This is a genomic window from Citrobacter sp. C6_1 (genome assembly GCF_014596835.2).
GTDB lineage: Bacteria > Pseudomonadota > Gammaproteobacteria > Enterobacterales > Enterobacteriaceae > Citrobacter > Citrobacter pasteurii.
Genome location: NZ_CP115031.1, coordinates 2,956,058 through 2,974,436 on the forward strand (window position 1 = coordinate 2,956,058; position 18,379 = coordinate 2,974,436).

17 protein-coding genes are annotated in these 18,379 nt (G+C 51.2%); 8 read left to right on the forward strand and 9 right to left on the reverse strand.

All coding sequences use genetic code 11. The features are described 5' to 3' along the window. Positions 1-11 precede the first annotated feature (11 nt). Positions 12-425, reverse strand: coding sequence for a CoA-binding protein (locus tag IB196_RS14385; protein ID WP_188232527.1), 414 nt, complete (start codon positions 423-425; stop codon positions 12-14). A 172-nt stretch (positions 426-597) separates the two neighbouring features. Between IB196_RS14385 and IB196_RS14390 the strand changes: the two genes are divergently transcribed. Continuing rightward, on the forward strand, positions 598-1,260 hold the full coding sequence (locus tag IB196_RS14390; RefSeq protein ID WP_149691713.1) for a DUF2057 family protein: 663 nt from the start codon (positions 598-600) through the stop codon (positions 1,258-1,260). Between the two features lie 93 nt (positions 1,261-1,353). Further along, positions 1,354-1,812, forward strand: coding sequence for a methylglyoxal synthase (gene mgsA, locus IB196_RS14395; RefSeq protein WP_005123511.1), 459 nt, complete (start codon positions 1,354-1,356; stop codon positions 1,810-1,812). Positions 1,813-1,847: 35 nt separating this feature from the next. Here mgsA and helD read toward each other — a convergent pair whose 3' ends face one another. Next, positions 1,848-3,902 carry a DNA helicase IV gene (gene helD / locus IB196_RS14400; RefSeq protein ID WP_155020872.1) on the reverse strand — a complete coding sequence of 685 codons (2,055 nt, stop codon included), beginning with the start codon at positions 3,900-3,902 and terminating at the stop codon, positions 1,848-1,850. Positions 3,903-4,027: 125 nt separating this feature from the next. Here helD and IB196_RS14405 point away from each other — a divergent pair, with 125 nt between their 5' ends. Both IB196_RS14405 and yccS read left to right on the forward strand, forming a co-directional pair. Continuing rightward, positions 4,028-4,474, forward strand: a complete 447-nt coding sequence (locus IB196_RS14405; RefSeq protein ID WP_005123514.1) for a YccF domain-containing protein — start codon at positions 4,028-4,030, stop codon at positions 4,472-4,474. A gap of 18 nt (positions 4,475-4,492) precedes the next feature. Next, entirely contained in the window at positions 4,493-6,646 is a 2,154-nt protein-coding gene (gene yccS / locus IB196_RS14410; RefSeq protein WP_005123516.1) for a YccS family putative transporter, read from the forward strand. On the opposite strand, the gene IB196_RS14415 is transcribed toward yccS, so the two are convergent. Further along, entirely contained in the window at positions 6,624-7,238 is a 615-nt protein-coding gene (locus tag IB196_RS14415; RefSeq protein ID WP_005123517.1) for a TfoX/Sxy family DNA transformation protein, read from the reverse strand. The genes yccS and IB196_RS14415 overlap by 23 nt on opposite strands. Before the next feature lie 216 nt (positions 7,239-7,454). On the opposite strand from IB196_RS14415, the gene sulA reads away from it, so the two are divergent. After that, positions 7,455-7,964 (forward strand): SOS-induced cell division inhibitor SulA, encoded by a 510-nt coding sequence (gene sulA, locus IB196_RS14420; protein WP_040231828.1) that lies wholly within the window; start codon positions 7,455-7,457, stop codon positions 7,962-7,964. 355 nt (positions 7,965-8,319) lie between these two features. Beyond that, a complete protein-coding gene (gene ompA, locus IB196_RS14425; RefSeq protein WP_005123519.1) occupies positions 8,320-9,369 on the forward strand; it encodes a porin OmpA in 1,050 nt (349 codons plus the stop codon). Positions 9,370-9,467: 98 nt separating this feature from the next. Here ompA and matP read toward each other — a convergent pair whose 3' ends face one another. Next, the gene (gene matP, locus IB196_RS14430) at positions 9,468-9,920 is read right to left on the reverse strand and encodes a macrodomain Ter protein MatP (RefSeq protein WP_005123520.1); all 453 of its coding nucleotides are present in this window, start codon (positions 9,918-9,920) and stop codon (positions 9,468-9,470) included. A 185-nt stretch (positions 9,921-10,105) separates the two neighbouring features. On the opposite strand from matP, the gene IB196_RS14435 reads away from it, so the two are divergent. Both IB196_RS14435 and fabA read left to right on the forward strand, forming a co-directional pair. Beyond that, complete coding sequence (locus IB196_RS14435; RefSeq protein ID WP_188232528.1) at positions 10,106-11,866, forward strand: Lon protease family protein; 1,761 nt, start codon at positions 10,106-10,108, stop codon at positions 11,864-11,866. Between the two features lie 68 nt (positions 11,867-11,934). Further along, positions 11,935-12,453, forward strand: coding sequence for a bifunctional 3-hydroxydecanoyl-ACP dehydratase/trans-2-decenoyl-ACP isomerase (gene fabA / locus IB196_RS14440; protein WP_003035875.1), 519 nt, complete (start codon positions 11,935-11,937; stop codon positions 12,451-12,453). Between the two features lie 121 nt (positions 12,454-12,574). Here the strand turns inward: fabA and rmf are convergent, their stop codons facing one another. The 5 genes from rmf to IB196_RS14465 form a co-directional block, all read right to left on the reverse strand. Then, entirely contained in the window at positions 12,575-12,742 is a 168-nt protein-coding gene (rmf, locus tag IB196_RS14445; RefSeq protein WP_003035871.1) for a ribosome modulation factor, read from the reverse strand. 256 nt (positions 12,743-12,998) lie between these two features. Beyond that, positions 12,999-13,562, reverse strand: coding sequence for a membrane integrity-associated transporter subunit PqiC (gene pqiC, locus IB196_RS14450; protein WP_040231826.1), 564 nt, complete (start codon positions 13,560-13,562; stop codon positions 12,999-13,001). After that, positions 13,559-15,199 carry an intermembrane transport protein PqiB gene (pqiB, locus tag IB196_RS14455; protein WP_005123524.1) on the reverse strand — a complete coding sequence of 547 codons (1,641 nt, stop codon included), beginning with the start codon at positions 15,197-15,199 and terminating at the stop codon, positions 13,559-13,561. The genes pqiC and pqiB overlap by 4 nt, the downstream gene beginning before the upstream one ends. 4 nt (positions 15,200-15,203) lie before the next feature. Further along, positions 15,204-16,457, reverse strand: a complete 1,254-nt coding sequence (gene pqiA / locus IB196_RS14460) for a membrane integrity-associated transporter subunit PqiA (RefSeq protein WP_005123525.1) — start codon at positions 16,455-16,457, stop codon at positions 15,204-15,206. 14 nt (positions 16,458-16,471) lie between these two features. Further along, positions 16,472-18,379: an ABC transporter ATP-binding protein gene (locus IB196_RS14465; protein WP_188232529.1), complete on the reverse strand. Its 1,908-nt coding sequence runs from the start codon at positions 18,377-18,379 to the stop codon at positions 16,472-16,474.

The following is an 18,379-nucleotide window of genomic DNA, read 5'->3' on the forward strand; positions in this document are numbered from 1 at the left end:
TCCGCACGTATTTACTTCGCCAACCCCAGTCTCGGGATCTCAATCGCCGGACAGCGATCCATCACTACCGTCAGCCCCGCGTCACGCGCCAGCACGGCCGCCTGCTCGTTAATCACACCAAGCTGCATCCACAGCGTCTTCGCACCGATGGCAATAGCTTCCTGAGCAACGCCCCACGCCGCTTCTGAATTACGAAAGACATCTACCATATCCACTTTCTCAGGCACATCCGCCAGCGTCGCATAGCCCTGTTGTCCCAGCAGCGTTTTCCCGGCAACCTTCGGTGAAACGGGAATAACGTGATAGCCCTGATCGAGTAAATACTTCATCACCCGATAGCTCGGGCGATCGGGTTTATCGCTTGCTCCTACCAGCGCAATCGTACGGGTGGATGTCAAAATGCCAGCAATATCGGTCTCTTTCATCGTCTTCCTCCAGGCTGTTTTGCAAAGTGTACGACAAAGGTGACGTCGCAACCATTTATCCCATACTGGCGCATGAGAGCTAAACTGGAAAATATGTCTATATGTTAGTAAACGTGATTGTCGAAAAATTTAGATACATCTTATACAGAAATTTTCTGGACAGGAGAACCTTATGAAAACCGGCATTGTAACAGCCCTGATTGCTCTGTTTTTGCCGGTAACCGTTTGTGCGACCTCTTTGCGTCTGTCTAATGATATTGACCTGCTGGTGCTGGACGGAAAAAAAGTCTCCAGCTCATTACTGCGCGGTGCCGACAGTATTGAGCTGGAGAATGGTCGGCATCAGCTTGTCTTTCGCGTTGAGAAAACGATTCGTCTCTCCAGTCATGAAGAACGTCTGTATATTTCTCCTCCGCTGGTCATCAGTTTTGATACTCAGTTGGTTAGTCAGGTCAATTTTCATCTTCCCCGTCTGAACAACGAACGTGACGCAACGCATTTCGATGAAGCTCCCCGTGTGGAACTATTAGATGGCGATTCCATGCCTATTCCGGTCAAACTGGATATTTTGTCGATTACCTCATCGGCAAAAATCGTGGATTATGAACTCGAGACTGAACGCTATAACAAATCGTCTAAGCATGCTTCACTCCCACAATTTGCCACTATGATGGCCGATGACAGCTCTCTGCTATCTGGAGTTTCTGAACTGGATCGCGTGCCGCCGCAGTCGCAAACACTCACCGAGCAGCGCTTAAAATATTGGTTCCAGCAGGCTGACGCGCAAACGCGAAGTAATTTTCTGCAATGGGCAGAGAAACAACCACCCTCATGACGTTCATGTCCACCTACGCATTTTTTTTGTCTTTCTCTTGCAGCCTCAAGCGCTTCCAGTACTCTGTAATAAGGTTAACTTGGGAGCTGTACTATGGAACTGACGACTCGCACTTTACCGGCGCGTAAGCATATTGCGCTGGTTGCACATGATCACTGTAAACAGATGCTGATGAACTGGGTGGAACGCCACCAGCCGTTGTTAGAAAAGCATGTCCTCTATGCGACAGGCACGACAGGAAATCTCATTCAACGCGCGACCGGCATGGATGTCAACGCCATGCTTAGCGGTCCAATGGGCGGCGATCAGCAGGTCGGCGCACTGATCTCTGAAGGGAAAATTGATGTGCTGATCTTCTTCTGGGATCCACTCAACGCCGTGCCTCATGATCCGGATGTCAAAGCCCTTCTGCGCCTGGCCACAGTTTGGAATATTCCGGTTGCCACCAACGTCTCTACCGCCGATTTTATTATCCAGTCGCCAAATTTCAACGATGCAGCGGACATCCTGATCCCGGATTACGCCCGTTATCTGGCTGAGCGCCTCAAATAATCGCCAGACAGGCGGCCGCCGTCGCCGCCTGTTCTTTAGGGTTTTCTCGCTACCGGGACATCCAGTTGTTTTAGTTCATCAACAAAACAGGATGGCGCGTCTTTATTAAACAGCAACCACACCCGATGCCGGGCACGCGTAAGTGCCACGTAGAGCAACCTTCTCTCTTCTGCATCCGGAAAATCCTCGACCATTGGCAGTAATGCTTCTTCCATGATCGACTCACGAGCCGGGGCCGGAAAACCATCGCTGCCATCATGAAGCCCAACGACAATGACATAATCCGCCTGCTGTCCTTTACTGGCATGAATAGTCATAAAATCCAGCTGTAGTTTGGGCCAGCGGGTCGCTGCCTTCTCAAGACTGACAGGTTTGAGGTGGTGATATCGCGCCAGCACCAGTATGCGCTCTTCTGCTTTCGCAAAGCCGGATAGCTTATCCAACAACGCATCCAGCTGACTTTCATCGAGCAGAGTGACGGCTTTCCTGTCGCCTGCTGTCAGGCTATTGAGCGGTTTCTTAAGCTGATGCGGGTTTTGCTGGATAAACCGATTGGCTATTTCGCCAATACGGCTATTAAAACGGTATGTCGTATCCAGATCGCAGCGATCGCCCTCACCAAAGTTTTGCCGGAAGGCGGTAGTTAACGAAAGTTGTGCGCCACTGAAACGGTAAATGGCCTGCCAGTCATCTCCCACGGCGAACAGCGTGGTCTGTGAATTTTGCTTGCGCAATGCGGCTAACAGGGCGGCGCGCTGTGGGGAGATATCCTGAAATTCATCAACCAGGATATGCTTCCACGGGCTGATAAAGCGTCCTTTCTCCAGAATGACAATCGCCTGATGGATCAATCCAGAAAAATCAACGGCATTCTCTTCTTTCAGAGCACTCTTCCAGGCCTTGAGCAACGGCGCCATCAGCTTTATACGTTTGCTGAACAGATCGCGGATCGCCTCCGGCGCATTGGCGATCATCTCCGCCTGTGCTCCACCATGCATACGCATCAGGCTAACCCAGCGATCCAGACGTGAGGCCAGGCGACGTTGTAATTTTTCATCGTCCCAAAAATTGCCTTCTGGCACGGACCACTGCATCTCTTCTTCCAGCCACTGTCGCCAGCCTTTAGCCTGGGCTTTTTTCTCGCTGCACTGCTGACGCCATGTGGCGATAAATAGCTTATTTCTGGCGGCAGTATCATTTTCGAGTTTGCTGACTGTCGGGACTTTTTTGCTACCCTGTTGAATAATATGCAACGCCAGTGAATGAAACGTCCGCGCGGTGACGTCTTGCGTATTCAGTCGTTCGCGAATGCGCTCATCCATTTCCTGAGCGGCTTTGCGACCAAACGCCAGCAGCAAGATTTGTTCAGCAGCCGCTTCTCCCCGCGCCAGCAACCAGCCCGCACGCGCAACCAGAACGGATGTTTTGCCACTTCCTGCCCCCGCAAGCACCAATAGCGACTGCTCGCCATTCACCACCGCACGAGCCTGAGCTGGATTCAGCGGTGAGGACTCAATCTTCTGGAAAAACTCGGTATGCTCCGCCAGCATCGCATCGGTGTACGCCTGATTGTGCTGCAAACGACACGCTTCAATATCCTGCAGCCACGCCTGACATTGATGCAACGCCTCACGACAATGATCAAATTCTTCCAGACGATTGACCGGCAGGGGCAACGCGTCAAAAGCACGGCGGATCTGTTGCTGCAATCCGGATGTTTGGCTCCGCGTCAGCCATCTGTTTTCCCCTGTACGCGCGGCAATCGTATCCAGCTGTTCCTGCAGCACCCCTGCTGCAACGTCACTCATCTCCTGGCTCCACTGCTGCCAGAGGATGCTCAGATGATGGTGGAAACGCTGGGTTTCCGCCCATTCAGTGCCGTGAAGGCGTACAACTTTATCATCAGAAAGCACAAATTCCAGCTCACCCCATACCAGGCCCCTTTTACAATGGATAGCCAGTAACTGATTGAATGGAATAAGATACTCATGACGGTCGCCGGAGACTTTAATGCCGGCATTGAGAATAACGGCCCGATCGTAAGGGTGTTGCGCCAGACGTTTTCCCAGAGAAGTTGCTTTCAGTTCCATAAGACTTACGCGGATCCACACGAAGAGGTTTGCTTATCAGTGTAACCGCCAGAGAAAACGTGCTCCAGCCCAAAAAAACGTTACAATTGCCAAACTCACAGAAAACCAGAGTTAACCGAGGGTTTATGCGTACTGTTCTGAATATTTTAAATTTTGTGCTTGGGGGATTCGCCACCACCTTAGCCTGGCTACTGGCGACGTTAGTCAGTATCGTACTTATCTTCACACTCCCCTTGACCCGCTCCTGCTGGGAAATCACACGCTTGTCGCTATTCCCCTACGGTAATGAGGCGATTCACGTTGATGAACTCAACCCGGCGGGTAAAAACGTGCTTCTGAATACCGGCGGTACGCTGCTCAACATTTTCTGGCTGATTTTCTTCGGCTGGTGGCTGTGCCTGATGCATATTGTTTCCGGTATTGCCCAGTGCATTACGATTATTGGTATTCCGGTTGGTATCGCGAACTTTAAAATCGCCGCGATTGCACTCTGGCCGGTTGGTCGTCGCGTGGTTTCAGTCGAAGTTGCCCGTGCCGCACGCGAAGCCAACGCGCGTCGCCGCTTTGAATAATCGGAACTGATGGCCTTTATGTTAAGTCCACTGCTTAAACGCTACACCTGGAACAGCACCTGGCTGTACTACGTGCGGATTTTTATCGCGCTTTGCGGTACAACGGCACTGCCGTGGTGGCTGGGTGACGTCAAACTGACCATCCCGCTAACGCTGGGCATGGTTGCTGCCGCGCTGACCGATCTGGACGATCGGCTCGCGGGTCGTCTGCGTAATTTGATCATTACGCTGATCTGCTTTTTCATTGCTTCGGCTTCCGTCGAATTGCTCTTCCCCTGGCCGTGGCTTTTCGCAATTGGATTAACGCTTTCCACCAGCGGCTTTATTTTGCTGGGGGGCTTAGGTCAGCGTTATGCGACCATAGCCTTTGGTGCATTACTGATCGCCATTTACACCATGCTGGGAACATCACTTTACGATCAGTGGTATCAGCAACCGATCCTGCTGCTTGCAGGCGCCATCTGGTATAACCTTCTGACGCTCATCGGTCACCTTCTGTTCCCGATTCGTCCACTGCAGGACAATCTGGCACGCAGCTACGAACAGCTGGCACACTACCTGGAGCTGAAATCCCGCCTTTTTGATCCCGACATCGAAGATGAAAGTCAGGCCCCCCTGTATGAGTTAGCGCTGGCCAATGGGCAACTGATGGCGACGCTGAACCAAACAAAAGTATCATTACTGACCCGTCTGCGCGGTGACCGCGGACAGCGAGGAACCCGCCGCACACTGCATTACTATTTTGTCGCGCAGGATATTCACGAACGCGCAAGTTCCTCACATATTCAGTACCAGACGCTACGCGACCATTTCCGTCACAGCGATGTGATGTTTCGTTTCCAGCGATTAATGTCGATGCAGGGGCAAGCCTGTACGCAACTGTCTCGCTGCATTTTGCTACGCACCCCTTACCAGCACGATCCACACTTTGAGCGAGTCTTTACACATATAGATGCTGCCCTTGAGCGTATGCGTGCAAGCGGTGCCCCTGCAGATCTGCTCAATACGCTGGGATTCTTACTATCGAACCTGCGGGCTATCGATGCGCAACTGGCCACCATTGAGTCTGAACAGGCTCAGGTACTCTCGCGCAATGAGTCAGAAAATCAGCTTGCCGATGACAGTCCGCACGGATTCAGTGATATCTGGCTGCGTCTGAGTCGCAATTTTACGCCGGAGTCGGCGCTGTTTCGCCACGCGGTTCGCATGTCGCTGGTGCTCTGCGTCGGGTACGCCATTATCCAGATAACGGGCATGAACCATGGCTACTGGATCCTGCTGACCAGCCTGTTTGTCTGCCAGCCCAACTACAACGCCACACGACATCGTCTGGCGTTAAGGATTATCGGCACATTAGTCGGGATAGCGATTGGACTGCCCATCCTGTGGTTCGTCCCATCGCTGGAAGGGCAATTAATACTGCTGGTGATCACCGGCGTGCTCTTTTTTGCTTTCCGCAATGTTCAGTACGCACATGCCACAATGTTTATCACGCTGCTGGTATTGCTGTGCTTTAACCTGCTTGGAGAAGGGTTTGAAGTCGCACTGCCGCGCGTCATCGATACGCTGATAGGTTGTGCCATCGCATGGGCAGCCGTCAGTTTCATCTGGCCAGACTGGCGCTTTCGCAACCTGCCACGGGTGATTGAACGGGCGACCGACGCAAACTGTCGTTACCTTGACGCCATTCTCGAACAATATCATCAGGGGCGAGACAATCGTCTGGCATACCGTATTGCGCGCCGCGATGCGCATAATCGTGATGCGGAGCTGGCATCCGTGGTGTCGAATATGTCGAGTGAACCGGATGTTACCGCCCAAACGCGCGAAACGGCATTCCGCTTGCTGTGCCTCAACCATACCTTTACCAGTTATATCTCGGCACTGGGCGCACACCGTGAACAGTTAACCAACCCGGACGTTCTGGCATTACTGGACGATGCCGTTTGCTATGTTGATGATGCACTTCATCATCAACCTGCTGACGAGCAACGCGTATACCAGGCGCTTGAAGGACTGAAGCAACGGATTCAGCATCTTGAACCACGCCCGGACAGTAAAGAACCGCTGGTCGTACAGCAAGTTGGCCTATTGATAGCGCTACTACCAGAAATCCGACGATTACAGCAGCAAATTGCCGCATTACCGTCTAGTACACCGGTTCAGGCGTAAGAGAACTCACCCACTCCACAAGCTCCTGGCGGCGAATCGCCGGGAGCGCCGCCTCATGAATGCCCCCAATCGCGCCTTCAAGGGCATAGAGTATTTTCACCGTCAGGGCGGGATTAATCTGTCGCAGTTTCAACCAGCACATTTTTGCACCCAACATGCGTAATGTGCTTTCATCTTTTATACCTGCTTCATTCAGCAGGGTTTCCAGATGAAATGTCATGTTCGGCAGTCCACGCAGGCGATGCTGTGCAAAACGACTTTGCTTTTCTTTTAACGCCGCATCCAGTGAATACCGTGATAGCGACACCAGTTGTTGCTGGTTTTGCCACAGCGTATCGTTCACCTGATAATAATTGAGCACCACCGGACGTCCACGTTTTATAAATGTCAGCCAGACAGGGGAATGTTTTACACAGTACTGCGCGCTCTGTTCACAGGCCCGAAGATATAGCTCGCCACTGGCGACCATGGCGAACACCGTATCCTCGACTGTCAGGCTATAACCCCCAAACAGCGATCGATAACGAATAGTCCCCAGTGACTCCAGATATTCTTGTGATTTATAGATCCTTGCATAAGAAAGTTTTTTCATAAAAATCCTTTTAAATCATAACGTAATAAAATGATTTGCAGTAGCGGATCCGTTAATGACGAAAATAGGCAACTTATTCGCAAGGGGCAAGATGAATTTTGTTTTTCCCGTAACAACAACCAAAAACTGCGAACCTGTTTCAGAAAATAAGGTTGATCTTTGGTGATAGCAGGGTTACTGTATATCCATACAGTAACTCACAGGGCTGGATTGATTATGTACACTTCAGGCTATGCAAATCGTTCTTCGTCGTTCTCTTCCACAGCAAGCAAAATTGCGCGCGTGTCGTCAGAGCACACTACCGCTGGGCTTATCAGTGAAGTGGTCTATCGCGAGGACCAGCCCATGATGACGCAGCTCCTGCTGCTTCCCCTGCTTCAGCAATTAGGTCAGCAGTCGCGCTGGCAGCTGTGGCTGACGCCTCAGCAAAAACTAAGCCGGGAGTGGGTGCAGTCGGCCGGACTCCCATTGACGAAAGTCATGCAGATTAGCCAACTCTCTCCCTGCAATACGCTGGAATCTATGGTTCGTGCGCTACGCACGGGTAACTACAGCGTCGTAATTGGCTGGCTGACGGAAGAATTAACCGAAGATGAACATGCCGAGCTGGTAAAAGCAGCAGATGAAGGCAATGCGATGGGGTTTATCATGCGTCCTGTACGCGCTCAGACACTTGCGGGGAGACAGCATTCTGGGCTAAAAATTCACTCGAATTTGTATCATTAAGTAAAATTAGGATTTATCCTGGAATTTTTTTTCATCCTCAAATTCGGCTTTGAGCTTTAACACACTTTTTGCGAGAACGCCTGTGTGAAGCGGTTTCCGCGATAGTAGCTGTACAATTAATCATCCACAAATGTTAAATATTGTGTATACAAGCCTTTTTTTTTCATATGCCTGACGGAGTTCACACTTGTAAGTTTTCAACTACGTTGTAGACTTTACATCGCCAGGGGTGCTCGGCGTAAGCCGCAGATATCGGTAGAGTAACTATTGAACTGGTCCCCGGGTGAAGGATTTAACCGTGTTATCTCTCTGGAGATATTCATGGCGAATTTTGGATGATAACGAGGCGCATAAAATGAAAAAGACAGCTATCGCAATTGCAGTGGCACTGGCTGGTTTCGCTACCGTGGCGCAGGCCGCTCCGAAAGATAACACCTGGTATACTGGTGCTAAACTGGGTTGGTCCCAGTTCCATGACATCGGCAACAATCAGATCAACAACAACGGACCGACCCACGAAAGCCAACTGGGTGCTGGTGCGTTCGGTGGTTACCAGGTTAACCCGTACGTTGGTTTTGAAATGGGTTACGACTGGTTAGGTCGTATGCCGTACAAAGGCAACACTGAAAATGGCGCATTCAAAGCTCAGGGCGTTCAGCTGACCGCTAAACTGGGTTACCCAATCACTGACGATCTGGACGTTTATACCCGTCTGGGTGGTATGGTTTGGCGTGCAGATGCTAAAAACAACGACGGCTTCAAAGACCACGACACTGGTGTATCCCCAGTATTCGCTGGCGGCGTAGAGTATGCAATTACTCCTGAAATCGCTACCCGTCTGGAATACCAGTGGACTAACAACATCGGTGACGCGAACACCGTTGGTGGTCGTCCAGACAACGGTCTGTTGAGCGTTGGTGTTTCTTACCGTTTCGGCCAGCAGGAAGAAGCAGCTCCGGTAGTTGCTCCGGCTCCGGCTCCGGCTCCAGAAGTACAGACCAAACACTTCACTCTGAAGTCTGACGTTCTGTTCAACTTCAACAAAGCGACTCTGAAACCGGAAGGCCAACAGGCTCTGGATCAGATGTACAGCCAGCTGAGCAACCTGGATCCGAAAGACGGTTCCGTCGTTGTTCTGGGCTTCACTGACCGCATCGGTTCTGACGCTTACAACCAGGGTCTGTCTGAGAAACGTGCTCAGTCTGTTGTTGATTACCTGATCTCTAAAGGTATCCCTGCTGACAAAATCTCCGCACGTGGTATGGGCGAATCCAACCCGGTTACTGGTAACACCTGTGACAACGTGAAAGCTCGCGCTGCGCTGATCGACTGCCTGGCTCCGGATCGTCGTGTTGAGATCGAAGTTAAAGGTATCAAAGACGTTGTAACTCAGCCTCAGGCTTAAGTTATCGTCTTATAAAAAAACCCCGCCTGGCGGGGTTTTTTTTCATCTACATATCATGCAAAAGTACAGACACACTCCATATTGACGTTACCCGTACCCTACTCTTTACCCAGTAACGCCTGTAGATCCTGCTTCAATGTCGACATCTTGTTCGCATACTTTTCTTTATGTTCCGCATCTTCAATCAACTGCACAATCGTTTCTGAGAGTGTTTTACCACGTCGCTGCGCAAGCCCGGCTAAACGCTGCCAGACCATAAACTCCAGATCGATCGATTTCTTACGCGTATGTTGATGTTCTGCATTAAAGTGCCGTTTACGCCTCGCCCGGATCGTTTGCTTCATACGATTGAGCAGTGCAGGGTTCATGTATTCTTCAATCCAGGCGTTGACCCGAACCGGTTCATTTTCGAGGGTTAGCAACAAATCAACGGCTTCTTTGGCAGCGCTGGCTTCCACATAGCGGGTAATCAACTCCCCCTCGCGATGCTTCTTCACCAGGTACTTCCATTTCCATCCGCTTTCAAGATTTTCAAGTTGTTGATATTTCATTGCGATCTCAATGTTACCGTGTAACTCTTATCAGAATATCAGCTTTTTCAGCATCTGAAGAAAAGAATATCCAGCCTGTGAACTGTCGCGCGTCATCACATCCGTTTAGCGGTGCTTTCCACGTGTGCAGTGCTGATGGTTACGGTATAATCTCGTTTTTTACAACAGACTAAAAAACATCAACTTTGACCATTACGAAACTTGCATGGCGTGATCTGGTTCCTGATACCGACAGCTATCAGGAAATATTTGCACAGCCGCACGTCACTGACGACACCGACACCTTACTCAGTGATACTCAGCCACGTTTACAATTCGCGCTAGAGCAGCTTCTTCAGCACTGGGCTACGTCCTCGTTTATGCTGGTGAAAGCGCCCGAAGAGCTGGAGTATCTCAATCTTATTGCAACGGCTGCACGTACCTTGCATGCGGATGCCGATAGGTTAACCGGGGGGCATTACGATGTATCCGGCCACACTATTCGTTACCGCGCAGCGGAGAAAGCAGACGACAACTTTGCGACGTTAACTCAGGTGGTTAATGCTGACTGGGCTGAGGCCGAACAGCTGTTTGGCTGTCTGCGCCAGTTCAATGGCGAAATTACGCTGCAACCGGGACTGGTTCATCAGGCCAACGGCGGTGTGCTGGTTATCTCATTACGCACACTTCTGGCTCAGCCGTTGTTGTGGATGCGCCTGAAAGCCATTGTCAGCCACGAGCGTTTTGACTGGGTGGCCTTTGATGAGTCTCGCCCCCTGCCAGTCTCCGTCCCTTCTATGCCGCTTAAACTGAAAGTGGTGTTGGTCGGCGAACGTGAATCGCTGGCAGACTTCCAGGAAATGGAACCAGAACTGGCAGAACAGGCTATCTACAGCGAATTTGAAGATAACTTGCAGATAGTGGATGCCGAAACCATGACACAGTGGTGTCAGTGGGTAACGCATACTGCCCGCCGCAACAATCTGCCCTATCCCGCTACCGATGCCTGGCAGGTTCTCATCCGCGAAGCCGTTCGCTATACCGGCGAACAGGACACGCTGCCGCTTAATCCGCTATGGATCACTCGCCAGCTCAAAGAAGTGGCCCCTCTTTGCGACGGTGATACCTGCACTGCGGAGCAATTGAGCCTGATGCTTGCTCAGCGTGAATGGCGAGAAGGATTCCTCTCCGAACGAATGCAGGATGAGATCCTGCAAGAGCAGATCCTCATTGAAACGGAAGGCGAGCGTATTGGGCAAATAAACGCCCTGTCGGTGATCGAATTTCCAGGTCATCCCCGCGCATTTGGTGAACCTTCACGTATCAGTTGCGTCGTGCATATTGGCGATGGCGAATTTACCGATATTGAACGTAAAGCCGAGTTGGGCGGAAATATTCATGCCAAGGGTATGATGATTATGCAGGCGTTCCTGATGTCGGAACTCCAGCTTGAACAGCAAATACCGTTCTCTGCCTCTCTGACATTTGAGCAATCATACAGTGAAGTAGACGGTGACAGCGCCTCTATGGCAGAACTGTGTGCGCTAATAAGCGCCCTCGCTGACGTTCCTGTTAATCAAAGCATCGCGATAACCGGTTCTGTCGATCAGTTTGGTCGTGCTCAACCTGTCGGCGGTCTGAATGAGAAAATTGAAGGCTTTTTTGCCATCTGCCAGCAGCGTGAATTAACAGGGACTCAGGGTGTGATTATCCCTGCAGCCAACGTCAGACATCTGAGCCTGCCACCCGCACTGCTGCAGGCTGTTGAAGAAGAAAAATTCACTATCTGGGCAGTAGACGACGTGACCGATGTGCTGCCGCTGCTATTAAATTTGGTGTGGGATGGCGAAGGTCAGACGACGCTGATGCAAACTATCCAGGAGCGTATTGCTGCGGCAACGCAACAGGAAGGCCGTCACCGTTTTCCATGGCCGCTACGTTGGCTGAATTGGATTATTCCGAACTGATCGGACTTGTTCAGCGTACACGTGTTAGCTATCCTGCGTGCTTCAATAAAATAAGGCTTACAGAGAACATGGTAGATAAACGCGAATCCTATACAAAAGAAGACCTTCTTGCCTCTGGTCGCGGTGAGCTGTTTGGTGCTAAAGGCCCACAACTGCCTGCACCAAGCATGCTGATGATGGATCGTGTCATCAAGATGACCGAAACCGGCGGCAACTTTGACAAAGGTTATGTGGAAGCTGAACTGGACATCAACCCGGACCTGTGGTTTTTCGGATGCCATTTTATCGGCGATCCGGTAATGCCAGGTTGCCTGGGTCTGGATGCCATGTGGCAGCTGGTTGGATTCTATCTCGGCTGGTTGGGCGGCGAAGGTAAAGGCCGTGCACTGGGCGTGGGCGAAGTGAAATTCACAGGCCAGGTTCTGCCGACCGCGAAGAAAGTCACCTACCGCATTCACTTCAAACGCATCGTTAACCGCCGCCTGATCATGGGTCTGGCTGATGGTGAAGTGCTGGTTGATGGTCGTCTGATCTACACCGCAAATGATCTGAAAGTGGGTCTGTTCCAGGACACCTCGGCGTTCTAATCGCAGACATCTGTAGGACTGGTGGTGCGACATGGCCGAATGGCCGCGTACGTTAATTTACCGGTCTACAAACGGCGAAACCTCCGCTTTGCGGAGGTTTCTTTTATCTAAAGAGACAGAATCAGGCCATTAAAACCCTATCCCCCATGGCTTCTCGCCAGCCTCCCAGCCAGTATGACCTCTGATTCAGCGTCTGATAGGGACACATTTCTTTTGAGCGTCCGGCAATGCCGGCCTGATAACCACGTTGATGTGCCCGTTCCAGGCGATCTCGTTTTTGTCTCTTCATGCCTCGTTTCCCTCATCTTTAGGTCTGGTGGAAAAGAAAACAGTGATTACTAAGTGTGCAATCACACTAAACGAATACCCCTAAACATCAGGCTCGTCAATGCGCAAAATTCACGCCAGTGTCATAATTGTGAGCTAGCTGGTAAATCATTTGTACAAAAATTCTCTGTCAGAACAGCTACCTCAACCGCTAAAAAAATAAAAAAAACCGCCTCTGGCGATAAGCCTGAGGCGGCATAATTTACAATTATTTAAGCTTATGGAATACGTTTCAGCTCCTGGGCAATAGCCGTCGCTTCCTGACTCCAGGCGCTGGCCAGAACTTTCACCATTTCATCGTAGCCATCCTGCGTCTGCACAACTTCGATATGGAACGGACGCTTGATTAATTGCCCCTGGTGATTCAGTAACCATTCACCGCTGACAATCACTTTGCCATCGTAACGTCCGTGAAAGCCTGTCACCGTCACGTTAAGCGTATCCTGAGTGCTTCCCAACGGCTGAGATGCAACCACCCAGCCAGGAAGTTGCATACTGAGATTGGCGACAAGGGTATTACGTAGCTGCTGATCCAGTGGGCTGGCCCAGAGATTGTTATTCGCTATCACATACTTCACGTCGCTGGTCTGGTACACCACACCATTCCCCGCCAGGTAATCAGGTACGGCAACCTGTTCAACCCACAGCAGGCGGTTGCCCTGATTAGCTGAACTTTGTCCCCCCCCTTGCGCAATGGGGAGCTGATAATAGCTTTTATTCTCTCCGCTGGAGCTACATGACGTCAGCCAGACCGCCATCATCACCACTAGCCACTTTTTCATTGTTTCGCCCTCTTCGGCTCTGGATCTTTTTTGTCCTTCGCTTCAAACACCAGCGCGTTGCTCTTGTCGTTCAGCGTTTTCAGAACCGGCTGCAGTTCACGCAGTACCTGATCAAGACGCTGCATATCTGCCACCATCTTGTTGTAGGCCGCAGAACCCGGCTGGAAGCCCTGCATGCTGCGATTCAGTTCACGCAACGTATTCTGCATATCCGCAGGAAGCTGCTGCATCGACTGGCTGGATGTGATCTTATTCATGTTATCCAGCGTAGTTTGCAGGTGTTTCATCGTGCGCTGGCTTTCCGACAGAGTCGTGGTCGCCTGCTCAATCATCGGGTTCAGCGGTAGGCTATTAATCTTATCCAACGCTTCCATCAGACGCTGCTGAATCTGCGCCAGACCGCCGCTCACTGTCGGAATAATTTGATAACCATTAAACTCGCGTACCCCTGTAATTGGCGGCTCTTTCGGGTAAAAGTCGAGATCGACATACAGCGCGCCGGTCACCAGGTTCCCCGTCTTCAATGACCCTCTCAGCCCACGTTTGAGCAACTCAGCAAGATGAGCCCCCACATCGGTGTCTTCGCCTAACTGCGCTTTCAACCGTTCAGGTTCGATACGCACCAGAACAGGAATGCGGTAATCGTTGTTAAATACCTGGCGCATATTTGGCGCAAAGAAAGGCACTTTACTTACTGTACCCAGGCGTATACCACGGAACTCCAACGGCGCTCCCGGCTGCAGACCACGAATTGAATCCTTGAAGAACATCAGGTAATCAATGTGATCGGTATACAAGGAATCCTGAATACTTTTTTGATCGTCATACAGATTGAAAGAGGAGAGCTGTTCAACCGGTTGGCCTTGTTCCAGCCCTTCCGGTACGTCAAAGCTTACTCCGCCGCCAAACAGCGTGGTGAGCGAGCCCATTTCCACTCGCATACCTGCCGAAGTGAGATCGACGGCAATACCGCTGTCCTTCCAGAAACGAACATTACTGGTTACCAGTCGATCGTTTGGCGCATTGATGAAAAGCTGGTAGCTGATCGTGCGTTTTTGCGCATCAAACGTGCTGGTCTCAACCGAGCCCACGCGATATCCACGGAACAGCACCGGGTCACCCGGACTCAATTGACCGGCTTTTTTACTGTCCAGGTTCACACGGATCCCTTTCGCATCAGGCGGCGCCAGCGGTGGAGAATCGAGCAATTGGTAATTTTCCAGCTTGCTGCCTTTATTACCAGGTTGTAGCTCAATATATGCCCCGGACAACAGCGTTCCCAAGCCACTGATACCTGCACGCCCCACCTGCGGCTTCACAACCCAAAAAACAGAATCTTTATGCAGCAGCTTTTCCATACCGGAATTGAGGCGTGCTTTAATTTCCACATGGGTCAAATCATCCGTCAGAGTAGCGCTTTCAACCACGCCGACATCTACGCTGCGGCTTTTAATCGTCGTTTTACCTCCTTCAATACCTTCGGCATTGGTCGTAATCAACGTGACTTCCGGCCCCTGATGGCTGTAGTGGTAAAACAGAACCCACGCGCCAATGAGTGCAGTGACGATAGGGAATATCCACACGGGCGACCAGTTTTTTACCTTCTGCACTTTGGCTTCCCCACTTTTAGATTCCATGCTGTCAGGACTCCTCATGATCTGGTTCTGGTTCACGGTCCCACGACAGACGCGGATCAAATGTCATCGCAGAAAACATTGTCATAATGACGACTAAAGCAAACATCAAAGCACCCATTGCAGGATAAATGTTCATTAATCCCCCCATGCGCACCAGCGCAGAGAGTACGGCAATTACAAAAACGTCGATCATTGACCAGCGACCGACAAATTCCACAACCTCATAAATTAAATGCATCCGTTCACTGTCGCGTTTACCGTGCCCTTTGGCATCCCAACACAGCCAGGCAATGGCGATCATTTTTAAGGTCGGCACCATAATACTGGCGATAAAGATAACCGCTGCCACCGGGTAAGAACCTTCACTCCAGATTAAAACCACCCCCTCAAGGATCGTCGATGGCAATTTTGACCCCAGCAGGTCGGTGATCATAATCGGCAGAATATTGGCAGGAAGATAAAGCATGATCGACGTGAACAGTAAGGCTAATGTCCATTGCAAACTGTTTTTACGCCGCACATAACCTTTCGTCTGACAGCGCGGACACACCAGCTCATCAGCCGGAAGAATAGCCGTACAACAGGAGCAGGAACGCAATCCTTGCCGGATACCGGGTACACCTGGCTTTAAGACCTGTTTGATAGCCGGCATCGGCGCAATATCATCCCAAAGCCAGCGACGATCGACACACTGGAATGCACGTAACTGGAGAAGACAAAAGAAGCACCACGGGATGAAACTACTGCCCACACCGATATCGCCATAGGCCATCAGCTTAACAAAGCTCACCAGCACGCCCGCGAGGAAAATTTCCGCCATTCCCCAGCTTTTTAACTGAAACAAAATGCGCGCCAGCCATGCTTTAAGCCGCTCGGGCATCTGAACCCGGTTTACCAGTAGCAGGATCGTCAGCAGACAAAAGGCCGGAACCAGCTGAACGAATAAGATAAAGAAGGTGCCGAGACTGGCGTAATCTTCAGAAAAGAGCACGCTGGGGATTTGCAGCAGCGTCACTTCACTACTCACCCCTGCGACGTTCATATTCACAAAGGGGAAGAGATTTGACAGCAGCAGCATAAATAATGCGGCTAAAACATAGGCAGTGGGACGCTGCCGGGGCGCGTCCCACTCAACGGTTAACGTAGTGCCACATCGTGGACATGCCGCTTTCTGACCATGCTCAAGGCGAGGTAACGCCACCAGCATGTCACACTGCGAGCACAAAATATGCTTCGCGGCATGGTGATGTTCGCACATATGTGCTCCTTTAATTATGCGCCATTCTTCAAAGACTCAAGATACTCCCAGCGCTCAAAGGCTTGCTCAAGTTCTTGTTCCGCTTCGTTCAGATTAGCCAATACCTGTTGCGTTTGCTCGTGAGGCTGACTGAAAAACGCGGCGTCAGCAACCTGAGCCTGTAAGGCTTCCAGCTTAGCTTCCAGTTCTTCAAGCAACGCGGGGAGCTGCTCCAGTTCGCGCTGCAGTTTATAGCTTAGTTTGCTCGTGCCGCGTTTGACAATTTCTGCTTTAGGAGCAACAGTTTCCTCTGTTTTTTTCGCAACTGGCTGTTTAAACGCCACATACTGCGATTGCTGGCTGCGCGCATCATGATAACCGCCGACATAACGACCAATTTTACCGCCGCCTTCGAAGATCCAGCATTCGGTCACGGTATTATCAACAAACTGACGGTCGTGGCTCACCAACAGCACGGTGCCCTGATAGCTATCAATTAATTCTTCAAGCAGTTCCAGCGTTTCGACGTCCAGATCGTTGGTTGGTTCATCGAGAATTAACAGATTGCTGGGCTTCAGGAATAAACGCGCCAACAGCAGGCGATTGCGTTCCCCGCCAGAGAGCGCACGTACTGGCGTCATCGCACGTTTCGGATGGAACAGGAAGTCCTGGAGATAGCCCAGAACATGGCGAGGTTTGCCGTTAACCATCACCTCTTGCTTACCTTCAGCAAGGTTGTCCATCACGGTTTTATCCGGATCCAGTTCGGCGCGGTGCTGATCGAAATAGGCAACTTCCAGCTTCGTCCCGACGTGAATGCGACCACTGTCGGCCTGTAATTGTCCCAGCATCAGCTTAAGCAGCGTCGTTTTGCCGCAGCCGTTAGGCCCAATTAAGGCAATTTTATCGCTGCGCTGCACCTGCGCGGAGAAATCTTTCACCAGCTGCTTTCCGTCAACCTGGTAATCAACATTCTCCATTTCGAAGACAATCTTGCCAGAACGGCTAGCCTCTTCGACCTGCATCTTCGCTGTGCCCATCACTTCGCGACGTTCGCCACGCTCGCGACGCATGGCTTTCAGCGCACGCACACGACCTTCGTTACGCGTACGACGCGCTTTGATACCCTGACGGATCCAGACTTCTTCCTGCGCCAACTTGCGATCAAATTCCGCGTTTTGTAACTCTTCTACGCGCAACGCTTCTTCTTTATCCAGCAGATACTGATCGTAGTTCCCGGGATAGGTCACCAGCTTACCGCGGTCGAGATCGACAATGCGCGTCGCCATATTGCGGATAAATGAACGGTCGTGGGAGATGAAAATGATTGTCCCATTGAAGGTTTTCAGGAACCCTTCCAGCCAGTCGATGGTTTCAATATCCAGGTGGTTCGTCGGTTCATCCAGCAGCAGTACGCGCGGGTTACTCACTAACGCGCGACCCAGCGCCGCCTTACGTAACCAGCCGCCGGAAAGCGATGCCAGCTCCATGTCTGCTTCCAGGACAAGCTGTTCCAGTACTTCATTAATACGGTTTTCCAGCTGCCACAGATTATGGTGATCCAGCTGTTCCTGAACCTTCGCCAGTTCCTGGAGGTTTTTATCACTCGGATCGGTGATCACCAGATGCGAGATATCATGATAACGCTTGAGGTAAACCGCCTGTTCTGCAATCCCTTCGGCGACGAAATCGTAGACGCTACCCTGCACGTTGCGCGGCGGATCCTGCTGCAGACGCGCCACAACCAGATCCTGCTCATAAATAATACGCCCATCGTCAAGACCCTGTTCACGGTTCAGGATCTTCATCAGCGTCGACTTGCCTGCGCCGTTACGGCCAACCAGGCAGACGCGTTCGTTATCTTCGATATGCAGTTCAGCATTATCAAGAAGCGGCGCATCGCTGAACGACAGCCATGCACCATGCATACTGATTAATGACAT